This is a genomic window from Flavobacterium aquicola (assembly GCF_003385115.1).
GTDB lineage: Bacteria > Bacteroidota > Bacteroidia > Flavobacteriales > Flavobacteriaceae > Flavobacterium > Flavobacterium aquicola.
On sequence record NZ_QUNI01000004.1, the window covers coordinates 282,384 to 296,358 of the forward strand.

A 13,975-nucleotide genomic window follows, 5' to 3' on the forward strand; every position below is an offset into this window, starting at 1 on the left:
TGAAATCAAAGGGTTTAAGAGTGAACGCAGAAGGAGCTGTTTAAATTTATAATGTTAAGAAGTTCATTTAATACAGTCTTCTTTAGATTTCTAAAGTTTCAACACTATTTTTTTTCCGTTATAAGAAATATTCTTTCCCTGCCCGCCGGAACTGTCACCAACTGCAGTGTTCGGACCGGCAACAGTAATTTTAAAATTACGTGATTTTAACATTCCTGGAAAAGTACCTTCTCTGTTTTCAATAGTAAGTGTTTTTGTTTTATCAGTCCATTTTAATTTGATAATCGAATACATTTTTTTCTCATAATTGTAATTATCATTTTCGTCCTCATACAGCGTAAATTCACCATCGGCGCCAGGGTAGATACGTATTTCCAGATTGTCCCATTTTTTTTCAGTGGAATATTGAACCTTAGGTCCAAAAGGAAGAATTGTACCTGCTTTGATAAAAAGAGGAATTTCATCTACAGCTGATTCGGACACAATAGTTTGCCCGCCTTTGATATATTTATTAGTCCAGAAATTGTACCAGTCAATTCCATCAGGAAGGTAAACAGACCATTCTCTTGATTTATATTTTGTTACTGGAGCCACGAGAATCGAACGCCCAAATAAATATTCATTGCCAATACTGTGAGTAGTTTTATCAGATACAAAATCCATAATGAGCGGACGCATAAAGGTTCCATTATTGCTGCTTACATCCCATGATGTACTGTAAATATAAGGCAACAGACTGTACCTAAGATTAATTGATTTTTCCTGCGCATCAAAACACCATGTTCCTCGTTCACCAAAATTCCAAATTTCACGTGGAAGGTCAGTTCCGTGAGAACGCATCATGGGACAAAAAGCACCAAACTGCATCCAGCGGACATACAATTCCTGAAATTCAGGATTTTTATTTCCTCCATCTTTTATCCATCTATATGCAAAAAAGCCTCCAATATCACTGTTCCAATTAGGAATTCCCATCAAAGTATAATTCAGCGCTGCAGGAATTTGCCTCTCCAGCATCTCCCAGGAAGAAACCACATCGCCACTCCATGTATTTGAGCCATAAAGCTGCTGTCCTATAAATCCTGAACGTGTTAGAATTACAGCTCTCTTGGTATCGTTGGCTTTACGCTGGTTAACCGCAATTCCTTTATTATGCATAAGACTATATCCATTTTTTACACTTCGATAACTGCCTAAATGGGTTGGAAGATCATAATCAGAGTCTTGTCGATTAATGTGGTCAGGTTCTGTTGAATCCAGCCACCAGCCATCGTTTCCAATATAACTGAATATACCTTTGTTTAAATAACGCCAATAAATATCCAAAGCTTCCGGATTGTATACATCATAAGGTCTTGCACCGCTGTTTGGTGGCCAAGTATCAAAATTGATAATCATTTTTTTGCTGTCAAATTCCTTACGCTGCTCTGTTTTCGGACCAAATCCAGGCCAAGTGACAATTAATAATTTTGCATTTAACTTATGAATTTCGTCTGCCCATTTCTTTGGATTTGGAAACCTCTGCTTATCAAAACTCTGCGAATTCCATAAACTATCTGTTTTGTTGAATTCAGGCCAGTATCTCCAGTCCTGGATAACGACATCTATAGGTATTTTGAGAGCGCGGTATTTTTTTAAAACATCAAGGCTTTCATTTTCTGTATGATAACGTTCCTTACTTTGAAAAAAACCATAAGCCCATAATGGAAGCATAGGCGCTTTTCCAGTAAGATCACGGACTTGAGTTATAACGCCGTCTGCACTTTTACCATACATAAAATAATAATCGGCACAATGACCTAAACCTTCAAAAGAAAGTTCCTGCGCATTATCGTTAAATTTAGAAATAGAGTAATTATCCCAAAAAACAGCATAGCCTTTCACAGACATAAAATACGGTGAATAAGTAGACATGTTTTCATTCTGCATATTATGGGTTGAATTCCGGCGACTGAATTTATTATCCATGATTTGCCCTACACCGTAAATAGCTTCATCTCTTTCAAGCAAAAAACCTTCACGAACATTATAAGACGGCGTTCCAGCATCATCTACAGCTGAAAACTGCGTACCGAAATCCTTATCTTTAAGCAGGAGTTTCCCGTTAGAGTCGTAAAAGATTATACCTCCAGTTTCAGGGTTGACTTCAACTTGTATGGAACTGCTTTCTAATACCGTTTTATTTCCCTTTTGTGCTGACTTAACAGATATGGTTTCGGGTGATTTAACTACCGAAAGACTTTTTTTATTATATGGAAAGCCTTGCGGAGTTTTGTACACACGTACAATATTGTTCGAATAGAATTCGATCTGAATATCCATATTCTGTGTTGCAAATTTTACTCCCTGTCTTGTTGTTTCAATAGACTGAGCATTTAAATTCACTGTTATGAAGACTGCAATAGTCAGCATAAAACTGGTTGTTTTTGAAAATTTCATGGTTGTTTATATTTTGATATCTAGAACATCAAAAGTATCCCAGAACCACCATATTTAAACAGCAGTCATGTTGAAATAAATAACAATCATGTTGATTTCTTAATCATTTCTGCATATTCAGAAGGACGGCAGCCATACATTTCCTGAAAGCATTTACTGAGATAGCTGGAACTGCTGAAACCTACTCTTTCTGTTATTTCTGATATACTGAGTTCGCCTTCAAGAAGTAATCCTGCTGCTTTCTGCAGCCGAATATTTCGGATAAACAAAGATGGCGGTTTGTCCAGCAATGCGATCAATTTTCGATAAAGTCCTGTACGGTCCATACAAAGATCACGGCTTAGATTTTCAACAGAATAGTCCGGTACATTCAAGTTTTTTTCTACCAATTCTAAAGCTTTCGCTAAAAACATTTCATCGACCCTGTTTTCATTTCTAGTTTCCGCAGATTGTACCGATTGTAAGTTTGTTTGCGCAAGATAATTCTCCTTTTCTGTCTCCAGATAGCTGCACTGGTCAATTAGGTTACGTATGCGGAGTAACAAAATATCCTCTTTATGATTTTGTTCAATTTTTTTGCGGCTATAATAAAGATATAAAAAGATTCCTCCAGCAATTGATGCTGTGAAAAGCAGTATAAATAATACATATGCGGTAGTAGTTTTCCACCATGGCGCTTTAATGTTAATTCTTAACTCAGAAACCGCTCCATCCCATTTTCGGTCATTACCAGACGCCATCACCAGAAATGTATAGTTGCCATGCGGAAGGTTAGTGTATGAAGCTGTCAAAATACCGTTATTCCAGTTTTCATTTCCTCCTCCAGTTGAAGTTTCCCGCCAGTCATTATCTATACCCTTCAGCTGATACCTGTAATAAGTTTGAGACGGGTTTTGATAATTTAATGCTGAAAACTCTAAGGTTAAGAAATTCTGATCATATGAAAGTTCTATTTCTTTTGTGTATGGCGCTGCTTCAGGCATAATAACTCGCCCATCATATCGGACACCTGCCTCGATTTTTTCTCCTTTTAAGAATAAATTTGTAAAAACGGGCTTAAAAGGTAATTTTTCCTGTGATACATGATTTGTTTTTAATGTATTAAAACCGTTAATACCTCCAAAATATAATGTTCCGTCCACTGCCTCAAATGCAGCTCCATCAGAATACTCTCCCTGCAGCGTTCCTTCATCTGAACCGAAAGTAGTGAAACTAATTTTTTTGTTTACAGAATCTATTTGCATTTTTGTTATTCCATAACTTGTTGTTATCCAAATATTATGATTATGGTCTTCTAATATTGCATGCACAAAATTATTAGACAAACCATCTTTTGTATAAAAAATCCTCTTTTTTTTCTTTTGAGGATCAAAGAGCTTTAATCCGTCCTGCGTTCCTCTCCATTCCCAGCCGCGTATATCCTTTAGAAATGCAGTCTCATTATTTTTTCCAATAAAAGTGCTTGTCTTATGGAGTTTTTTTAATATTTCTAATGGTACAGACGACGGTTTTACAACAGTCAATGTCTTTTCATTTTCATGCATGGAAGAATAATGATAAATAACTTCTCCTGCTTTAATGTAAATAGTACCATTTTTCTCTTCTGCAAATGACTGCACTGTAACATCTCCCTTTTCGGCTGACTCGAAAGCGGATCGCCCAATATATTTAAACTTGTAACGTGAAGGATGATAATATAAAAGTCCCTGATTTAAAGTACCCAGCCACAAGCCGCCTTGTTTATCATAAAAAAGCGTACTTACCTCTGTTTTCAAAATACTCCCATCTACTTTTTTAAGTATTGGAAGATATTGTTTTTGCCCACTTTGAGAGTTAATTATCCAGATCCCATTGGTACAGCTGATGTAGGCAATATCATCTTTAGTAACTGCCAGAGTATTTAAAGTATAGGAAGTCTCAAGTATTTTTTTCCAGACTTTTTTCTGAATATCAAAATAGAAAAAACCGCCTTTAGATCCGTTTCGCAATTGAAAAAAGCCATGCTTCCCTTTTACCACCATCGAAGTGTAGTTAAAAAAATCATGCTGTGAGACAGGGTAAGCGGCACTATTGTATAATTTTCTTCCTGTCTTTAAATCATGACAAACTACCTCACCAGTGCTAAAAAACAGATATAAGATGTTGTTATGAGAATCCAGATCCTGCAGTTGCCCCTTATTTGCTTTTATATCTATAAAATCAGAAGAATTATATTTCCATAATCTGCCAGAAGACAGAAACCACAGCTGTTTGCCTGAATCTAGGAAAAGATCATCAACAGATTTTTTGAATCCTTTTTTCTTAAAATAAATATCAAGGTCTGGCAAATATTTTTCTGTACGGAGATCAACGCACATTAATTTGTATGCATCTTTTATCCACAGGAGAGAATCTTTTCCCTGATAAATACGATAAAAGCCATTATAACTTTTAAGAGGATAGATATGATGTGTATTATGATGAATATATTTAAAGTGTTCTCCATCATAAAGGTTAATATTACCACTGGTTTTAAAAACCATTCTTCCATCAGAAAGCTGTAGAATAAAACGTATTTGATTGTCACTTAGTCCATCTGAAACGTTGATTGGAGAAAAGACCAAATCAGTAGTCTGGCTGGAAACAGTGCTTACAGAAATGAGGAAGATTATTGCGATCCTAAATATATGATTTATTCTACTCATTCATTTTACTTCTGAATTGAATTAGACTTGCTTTTGTAAATAAAGGGGATGGATCAAAAGTAACTATTTTACTAAAAACAAAAAATCCTCAAAATCAAAAGATAATGAGGATTTTTGTGAACGCAGAAGGATTCGAACCTTCGACCGCCTGCTTAGAAGGCAGGTGCTCTATCCAGCTGAGCTATGCGTCCATTATTTTTATTTGTCGGGGTGGCAGGATTCGAACCTGCGGCCTCCTGCTCCCAAAGCAGGCGCGATAACCGAGCTACGCTACACCCCGAAAACAATCTATAAATTTACCTATGAAAATATAATAAAATATTGAATCTTGCTATGATTCTTAATCACAAATAAATTGCGGAGAGACAGGGACTCGAACCCTGGCGACGGTTACCCGTCGACAGATTAGCAATCTGCTCCATTACCGCTCTGGCACCTCTCCAAAACCTCAGGAAACGTGTCCTGATTTGCGGTTGCAAACTTAAGACATGTTTACGTTTCTCACAACTATTTCAATACTTTTTTTTAATATTTTTTAGCATTTTATCAAAATGACTTCACAATCAAAGATATAGCTGACATTAAAAAAATAAATAAAACCCTTACGCCATCCGTTAGAAAAGCTTTACTAGAATATCACCTCAAAAATTAAAATATACGATAGCAAAATCACACAATACTAATTAATCCAAAATTCAAAAAATGCATCTTATTGCATATTAAATTTAAAAAAAACTCAACAGATCAGCAATTCTTTTTTGAAGAACAAAAAAAAAACTTTTAATAATTCATTTAAAAACACCAGTAAAAATATCAATTCATTAAATATATCCTAATTTAATTTTGCAAAAAGCTTTAAAATTATAAAAATATTTTAAATTTGCTATACAAATCAATATCGTATTAAACATGAGCAAAAGAGTTGCGATCGTTTCTGCTGTTAGAACACCTATAGGCAGTTTCATGGGAGGATTATCTACAATAACAGCACCAAGATTAGGTGCAGCAGCCATAAAAGGAGCATTGGATAAAATACAATTAGCCCCAAATTTGGTTGACGAAGTTTTTATGGGCAACGTTATTCAAGCCGGTATTGGACAGGCTCCCGCCAGACAAGCATCTATTTACGCTGGTCTTTCAATTGAAACTGCATGCACAACAGTTAATAAAGTCTGTGCTTCTGGAATGAAAGCCATAATGCTGGGCACACAAGCCATACAATGCGGAGATGCTGAAATTGTAGTCGCTGGCGGAATGGAAAACATGAGTTTAATTCCTCATTATATAAATTTAAGAAACAGTACTAAATTCGGTCCTGCTACAATGCTGGATGGATTACAAAAAGATGGATTAACCGATGCTTACGACAACAACGCCATGGGAGTTTCTGCAGATCTGTGTGCAGCCGAATATAAAATCTCAAGAGAAGAACAAGATAAATTTGCCATTCAATCATACGAACGTTCTGCAAAATCATGGAATGAAGGTAAATTTGATAATGAAATAGTTCCCGTAGCAGTCCCGCAAAGAAAAGGAGATCCAATTATTTTCTTAAAAGATGAAGAATATACCAATGTAACACTCGAAAAAATCCCTACTTTAAATGCTGTATTTACAAAAGAGGGAACTGTAACAGCCGCAAACGCATCAACAATAAATGACGGTGCCGCTGCTATCATATTAATGAGTGAAGAAAAAGCAATAGCATTAGGTTTAAAACCATTGGCATTTATAAAAGGATATGCCGATGCAGCCCAAGAACCAAAATGGTTTACAACAAGCCCTGCAAAAGCACTTCCGAAAGCATTAGCAAAAGCAAATTTAACATTAGATGAAATCGATTATTTTGAGTTCAATGAAGCCTTTTCAGTAGTAGGATTAGCCAATTCAAAAATACTTGAATTAGACAATAGTAAAGTAAACATAAACGGCGGAGCTGTTTCATTAGGACATCCGCTTGGCTGTTCGGGTGCGCGCATTATTGTTACCTTATTAAATGTATTAGAACAAAACAATGCCAAATATGGAGCAGCAGCTATTTGTAACGGTGGCGGCGGTGCATCAGCTTTAATTATAGAAAGGAATATTTCATAAATCCCCTTTTAAATAAAAAAGAAATAATTAAATAATACGAATTGAAAATTACTATTTTTACGATAATTTTTGATTCGTATTTATTTTTAATCTAATTTATATAAATGTTTGGAATTTGTAATCTAGCCATGATTCCACTTCGTGCAGAAGCCAGTGATAAAAGTGAGATTGTTTCCCAAGTTTTATTTGGTGAGCACTTTGAAGTTTTAGAACAACATAAACAATGGACACGCATTAAAATACAATATGATCAATACGAAGGCTGGATAGATACGAAACAGTTTCAAAGCATTTCAGAATCAAACTACATCCAACTTTCCTCAGATGCAATAATTTTGAATGCCGATTTGATAGATTATATTCTAGCACCATCCAATTCATTGATCCCGATACCTCTTGGAGCATCCTTATCTTTTTTGAATTATCCTGAAATAAACACAAGCCCTTTTGATTTTGAAGGCACCAAAACAAGTGGTATAAAAGCAAAAAACAATATCCTTACTTCTGCTTTTATGTATTTGAATGCTCCTTATTTATGGGGAGGAAAAACGCCTTTTGGAATAGATTGTTCAGGTTTTACACAAATGGCATACAAACTAAATGGATACAAACTGCTAAGAGATGCATCACAGCAAGCAACTCAAGGTGAAGCCTTAAGTTTTATTGAAGAAAGTGAAGCCGGAGATTTAGCTTTTTTTGATAACGACGAAGGAAATATTATTCACGTAGGGATAATAATGGAAAATAATTATATTATTCACGCTAGCGGCAAAGTCAGAATCGATCGTTTAGATCACTTAGGAATTTATAACGCCGAAACCAACAAACATACCCATAAACTTAGAGTAATTAAAAAAATAATTTAAAAGAAAAAACATTCTTTGAGATGACACTATAAGTCAAACTAAGAATGCAATATGAAAAAGGCCAGAAAAACTCTGGCCTTTTTTATTTCTATTACATAGTTGCTTTGAGCGCATTATATTCATTTGTCATATCAAGAGAACGATAAACTCCCATTAATGATTTTATCACGTCTTGATTTTTCGGATCTATATCCAATGCTTTCTTTAGATAAGGAATAGCACTTTTAACCAAGTTATCTTTTTTAATTTTCAATTCATCATATTGCTGCATTTCTTTTGGAGTATTACCCAAAGCAGACATCTGGTCCATTAATACTTTTTTTGCTTCCAGCTTAACATAAGCCAGATTAATATACGCATCAATATATTTAGGATCTAATTCCAAAGTTTTATTATAACAGATCTCTGATTTTTCGAAATCATTTCTTTCTAAATAGATATAAGCTAAATTTTTATTAATCTCAAATCTTTTAGAAGATGAAAATTCATCTCTAGGTTTTTCATAAAGACCAACTTGAATTCCCGATTCTCTAGCTCCAGCGGAAACAAAACTATCTTCTTCTTTTGTTTTCTTATTTGTAGCATAATATACAATCCTTTTTCCAGAATAATTAATTTTTTTTAATTCTTCATAATATTTAATTGCAGAATCAAAATCTTTGGCCACCATTGATGCGGAAGCCGCATTAAATAAATTCAAAGTATCTCTTTTATCAAATAAATAAACTTTGTAGCTTTTTTCAGCACTCTCTTTAAATTTATTTGCTTTATAATCTTCGACCGCACCATTCACAAGCTTAGATTTCATATCTTTTAATGCAGTATTTGCCTGCAAAGTGTATTTATACTTCCCAACTTCATTTTCCGCTTTAAGCAATTCTTGATAAGCTTCGGAAGCCAATGAAAAATTATTAGCTGCATCAATATTTTTTGTTGCTAAATCCTTAAACGCATTACCTTTCAAAAAATAAAAATCAGATTTATCCTCATCAGTTGCATTTACAATAAGGTATTCTGCTTTTTTAAGAATTGCTAAGGCTTCTTGAGATTTACCGCTCGAGAAAAATGTTTGAGCTTCTTTTATTTGTGTTTTTTGGGCATTAACAACGACATTTATCAATAACACCATTGATAGTATTACAAATTTTCTTTTCATGAGGTTAAGTTTAGATATTAAACAAGATTATTTTATAGGGTTTTGGTTTTTTAAAGGATATGATAATTACAATTAAATCAGCTTACTAAAGAAATATAGCCAAAATGTATTTTTATTTAAAAATCCTAAAATTTTAATTAATCAGTAACGATTAATCACGAAGTGTAATTTTATACCATGTTTTATTAAATTTGGTTAGACAATATTCAATTAATTATAATTTTATTTGATTTTACCAAAAATGCATTTTATTAACAATATTTAATTTACAGTTGTTTTTTTTATTGCATTTTTTTTGTAAAAATTTTAATTTGCCTCTAAAATAAAATTAAAATTTGATAACACAAATAATTTTCAAACAATTTTTCAATTTAATTATAACGATTTCGTAAACAGATTAAAAAACTTTCTAAATCACATTACAAACTGATAAGCAGATTGCATTCCTAATCTCTCTCGAACAGATTTTTAGAGACGATTACAATCCATTAATTCTGAAACACAGACATACAAATACAAAAAAAACCTGCCACGATTATAATAATCAGGCAGGTTTTTTATTTTTATAAAAAATTACATTTTAGCCTTCAATGCTTTATATTCTGCAGTCATTTCTAATGCGCTATACACGTTTAATAATGTTTTAACAACATCTTCATTCTTAGGATCTAATTCAACAGCTTTTCCTAAATATGGTATTGTACTTCTAAACAAGTCTTCTCTTTTCTTTTTTAAAGCATTATACTTTTTCATATCATCAGCAGAAGTTCCTAATTTATTCATAGCATCAATGATACTTTTTTCATCCTCCAATTTCATCGCCGCCATATTAATATAGGCATTAGTGTATTTTGGATTCAATTCAATAACTTTATTATAAAACTTTTCAGCTTCAGTATAATTTTTTGCCTGAGCACTTATCACTCCTAAATTAAAAATTAAATCTACATCATTTGGATTTTTTATTAATGCTTCAGATATCAAAGACTTGTACATATCCATATCTTTAGTTTCAAGATACAAATTAGCTTCAGTCAAGATCAAAGATGTATCGTCAGGATTTGTTTTTCTAGCATCAGAAACTGCTTTTTTAGCTTCATCCATTTTCCCCTGCTGCACATAAATCAAAGCCACATTTTTATAAATCTCGCCTCTTCTAGAAGGAACGTTTTCAGTTCTCGGCTTTTCATGGGTTCCCATCTTAACCATTCTATCTCTCTCCGCAGCAGTCGCAAAAGAATTTTCCTGACTATTAACCTTATTTACAGCATAGTAATAAGTAGCTTTACCAGAATAATTCAACACTTTTAATTCTTCATAAAGCTTTAAAGCATTGTCATAATCTTTAGCATTAACATACGTTGACGCAGCATAATAAAGATTTATAGTATCTTTTTTCTCCAATAAATAAGCCTGATACAATTTTTGAGCTCCTTCTGCATTTTTATCAACCTTAGTATCATCAATAGCAGAATTAATTAATTTTCCTTTAATCTCAGCAATTGAAGTTGCTGCTTGTGCAGAATATTTTGATTTACCCGATGCTTTTTCAGCAGCGATTAAATCTTGATAAGCTTTTGCAGCTAAAATTAAATTTTTATCCGTTTCAACATTCTTATTAGACAAATCCAAATATGCATTCCCTTTTACAAATAAAAACTGTGCTTTTTCAGCATCAGGTGCATTTGCTGTTAAATACTCAGCTCCAGTCAAAATTGTTATAGCTTCGGCAGAATTCCCAGATTTAAGTGCTTTTTCAGCAGCTTTTATTTCATTTTTTTGAGCGAAACTCGTTACTGATAAAAATAATGCTGACGCAATTATTACATATCTACTTTTCATATTTATAGTTTTTAATTTAAATTCAAAATTATCAAGAAAAACATTGACACTTAATGACTTTTATCATAAAGCGTCAATGTTTAAAATTACTTCAATTATTTATTTGTCCTCATCAGAATCATCATCGTCATTTTCTTCCAATTCTTCATCTGCTGCCTCATCATCCTCGTCTTCATCTTCTTCTACTGAACCATCATCTTCAAGAACTTCTAAATCCGGCTTAACTCTTTCAATAGCAGATTCAATAACATTACCGTCTTCATCAACAACAACTTCTTCAACATCATCTTTCATTACTTTTGTAACAGCTGCGATTGAATCTTTACCTTTTAAGTTAATCAATCGAACTCCCTGAGTAGCACGGCCCATTACACGTAAATCTTCAATAGCCATTCTGATTGTTAATCCAGATTTATTGATAATCATCAAATCATCAGCATCAGTAACAGCGTTAATCGAAATCAGTTTTCCAGTTTTTTCAGTAATATTAAGTGTTTTCACACCTTTACCTCCACGGTTCGTAATTCTGTAAACATCTTCACCGTCTTCGTCAACTAATTTGGTACGTTTCCCATAACCGTTTTCAGTTACAACTAAAATCTGAGAATCATTAATATCGTTTTTATCGACAGTAACCATACCGATTACTTCATCAGTATCATCTTTTAATGTAATACCGCGGACTCCAGAAGCTGTTCTTCCCATCGGACGCGTTTTAGTTTCTTCAAAACGAACTAATTTACCTGACTTAACAGCCAAAATAATCTGACTTTCGCCATTGGTCAACTGAGCTCCTAAAAGTTCATCACCTTCCTTAATAGTAATAGCAGCAACACCATTTACCCTTGGTTTAGAATACTTCTCAAGAGATGTTTTCTTAACTTGGCCTTGCTTAGTTACCATCACAAGATTATGACTATTGATGTAATCTTTATCTTTTAGATCCTGCGTACAGATGAAAGCTTTCACTTTATCGTCACTTTCAATATTTACTAAATTCTGAATTGCTCTTCCTTTTGCAGTTTTACTTCCTTCAGGAATTTCATAAACACGCATCCAGAAACATTTTCCTTTTTGAGTAAAGAACATCATATACTGGTGATTTGTTGCCACGTACATGTGCTCCAAGAAATCCTGATCTCTTGTTCCTGCACTTTTCTGACCTACTCCTCCTCTATTCTGTGTTTTATATTCAGTAAGGTTTGTACGTTTGATATAACCTGCATGAGAAATAGTAATAACCACATTTTCATCAGCAATTAAATCTTCAATACTTACATCTCCTCCAGAATATTCTATCTGCGAACGGCGCTCATCACCATATTTCTCACGAATCTCTTCAAGTTCTTCTTTAATTAATGCTGTTCTTAAATTAATATCTGCTAATAAAGCCTTCAAATGCTCAATTAATTTCATCAATTCTTCGAATTCTGCTCTTAATTTATCCTGCTCCAGACCAGTCAGCTGACGCAGACGCATCTCTACAATCGCTCTAGCCTGAATATCTGACAGATTAAATCGCTCGATTAATTTATCGCGGGCTTCTTCAGTGTTTTTCGACCCTCTTATTAACGCAATAACTTCATCAATATTATCTGACGCAATAATTAAACCTTCTAAAATATGTGCTCTTTCTTCCGCTTTGCGTAATTCAAATTGTGTTCTGCGGACAACTACATCATGACGGTGCTCAATAAAATAATGAATCATATCTTTCAGATTCAGCATTTGCGGACGTCCGTTTACTAATGCAATATTATTTACACTGAAAGAAGATTGTAATTGCGTGTATTTATATAAGGTATTCAAAACAACGTTTGGCGTTGCATCGCGTTTCAATATATAAACGATACGCATACCGTTTCTATCCGATTCGTCACGAATATTAGCAATTCCTTCTATTTTCTTTTCGTTAACCAAATCAGCTGTACGCTTAATCATATCAGCTTTATTGACTTGATACGGAATTTCGGTAACAATGATTGATTCTCTTCCGTCCACTTCTTCAAAACCAACTTTGGCACGCATAACAATACGTCCTCTACCGGTTTTAAAAGCTTCACGAACGCCTTCATAACCATATATCACACCTCCAGTTGGAAAATCAGGAGCTTTGATGTAATTCATCAATTCATCAACTTCAATATCATTATTATCAAGATACGCCAATGTACCATTGATAACTTCAGTTAAATTATGAGGAGGCATATTTGTTGCCATACCTACTGCGATTCCTGTAGCACCATTAATTAATAATGTAGGAACACGTGTCGGCATTACTTTTGGCTCATATAAAGTATCATCAAAGTTCAATTGAAAATCAACTGTTTCTTTTTCGATATCGGCCATGATTTCTTCCGAAATCTTTTTCATTCTAGCCTCAGTATAACGCATTGCTGCTGGACTATCACCATCTACAGATCCAAAGTTACCTTGTCCGTCAACTAATAAATAACGCATACTCCATTCTTGAGCCATACGTACCATTGCATCATAAACTGAGGTATCTCCGTGAGGGTGATACTTTCCTAAAACTTCCCCGACTATTCTTGCAGATTTTTTGTGGGCAGATCTTGAAGTTACTCCTAAATCATACATTCCGTAAAGTACTCTTCGATGTACTGGTTTCAAACCATCTCTTACATCAGGAAGTGCTCTTGAGACAATTACTGACATCGAATAATCGATGTAAGCTGATTTCATTTCATCTTCAATGTTAATAGGAATTAACTTTTCTCCTTCAGACATAAATATATTCTTAAATTAATTATTTTGTATTAAAAAATCCCGCTAATATAAGCTTTCTCAATATTTTTTCGGTCATAAAATATGTATAAATTTATCTGATTTATTAACAAATTATTATTGCCTTTTAGTTGATAAATTAAGTTCCT

At 33.7% G+C, this 13,975-nt stretch carries 7 protein-coding genes and 3 tRNA genes; 2 read left to right on the forward strand and 8 right to left on the reverse strand.

The genetic code is table 11. The annotated features are described in order from the left end of the window. Positions 1-90: 90 nt before the first annotated feature. From C8P67_RS08740 to C8P67_RS08760, 5 genes are all read right to left on the reverse strand, one after another. Entirely contained in the window at positions 91-2,439 is a 2,349-nt protein-coding gene (locus tag C8P67_RS08740; protein ID WP_115812420.1) for a glycoside hydrolase family 31 protein, read from the reverse strand. An 86-nt stretch (positions 2,440-2,525) separates the two neighbouring features. After that, entirely contained in the window at positions 2,526-5,123 is a 2,598-nt protein-coding gene (locus tag C8P67_RS08745; protein ID WP_115812422.1) for a helix-turn-helix domain-containing protein, read from the reverse strand. A 117-nt stretch (positions 5,124-5,240) separates the two neighbouring features. Further along, positions 5,241-5,314: transfer RNA gene (locus tag C8P67_RS08750), tRNA-Arg, on the reverse strand. 14 nt (positions 5,315-5,328) lie between these two features. Continuing rightward, positions 5,329-5,403: transfer RNA gene (locus C8P67_RS08755), tRNA-Pro, on the reverse strand. A gap of 78 nt (positions 5,404-5,481) precedes the next feature. Next, a tRNA-Ser gene (locus C8P67_RS08760) sits at positions 5,482-5,565 on the reverse strand. 467 nt (positions 5,566-6,032) lie between these two features. Here C8P67_RS08760 and C8P67_RS08765 point away from each other — a divergent pair. Further along, on the forward strand, positions 6,033-7,217 hold the full coding sequence (locus tag C8P67_RS08765; protein WP_115812424.1) for an acetyl-CoA C-acyltransferase: 1,185 nt from the start codon (positions 6,033-6,035) through the stop codon (positions 7,215-7,217). 104 nt (positions 7,218-7,321) lie between these two features. Then, positions 7,322-8,083 (forward strand): C40 family peptidase, encoded by a 762-nt coding sequence (locus C8P67_RS08770; protein WP_115812426.1) that lies wholly within the window; start codon positions 7,322-7,324, stop codon positions 8,081-8,083. A 91-nt stretch (positions 8,084-8,174) separates the two neighbouring features. On the opposite strand, the gene C8P67_RS08775 is transcribed toward C8P67_RS08770, so the two are convergent. From C8P67_RS08775 to gyrA, 3 genes are all read right to left on the reverse strand, one after another. Next, complete coding sequence (locus tag C8P67_RS08775; RefSeq protein ID WP_115812428.1) at positions 8,175-9,239, reverse strand: tetratricopeptide repeat protein; 1,065 nt, start codon at positions 9,237-9,239, stop codon at positions 8,175-8,177. Between the two features lie 573 nt (positions 9,240-9,812). Further along, complete coding sequence (locus tag C8P67_RS08780) at positions 9,813-11,081, reverse strand: tetratricopeptide repeat protein (protein WP_115812430.1); 1,269 nt, start codon at positions 11,079-11,081, stop codon at positions 9,813-9,815. A gap of 99 nt (positions 11,082-11,180) precedes the next feature. After that, positions 11,181-13,829 carry a DNA gyrase subunit A gene (gene gyrA, locus C8P67_RS08785; protein ID WP_115812431.1) on the reverse strand — a complete coding sequence of 883 codons (2,649 nt, stop codon included), beginning with the start codon at positions 13,827-13,829 and terminating at the stop codon, positions 11,181-11,183. Positions 13,830-13,975 lie beyond the last annotated feature (146 nt).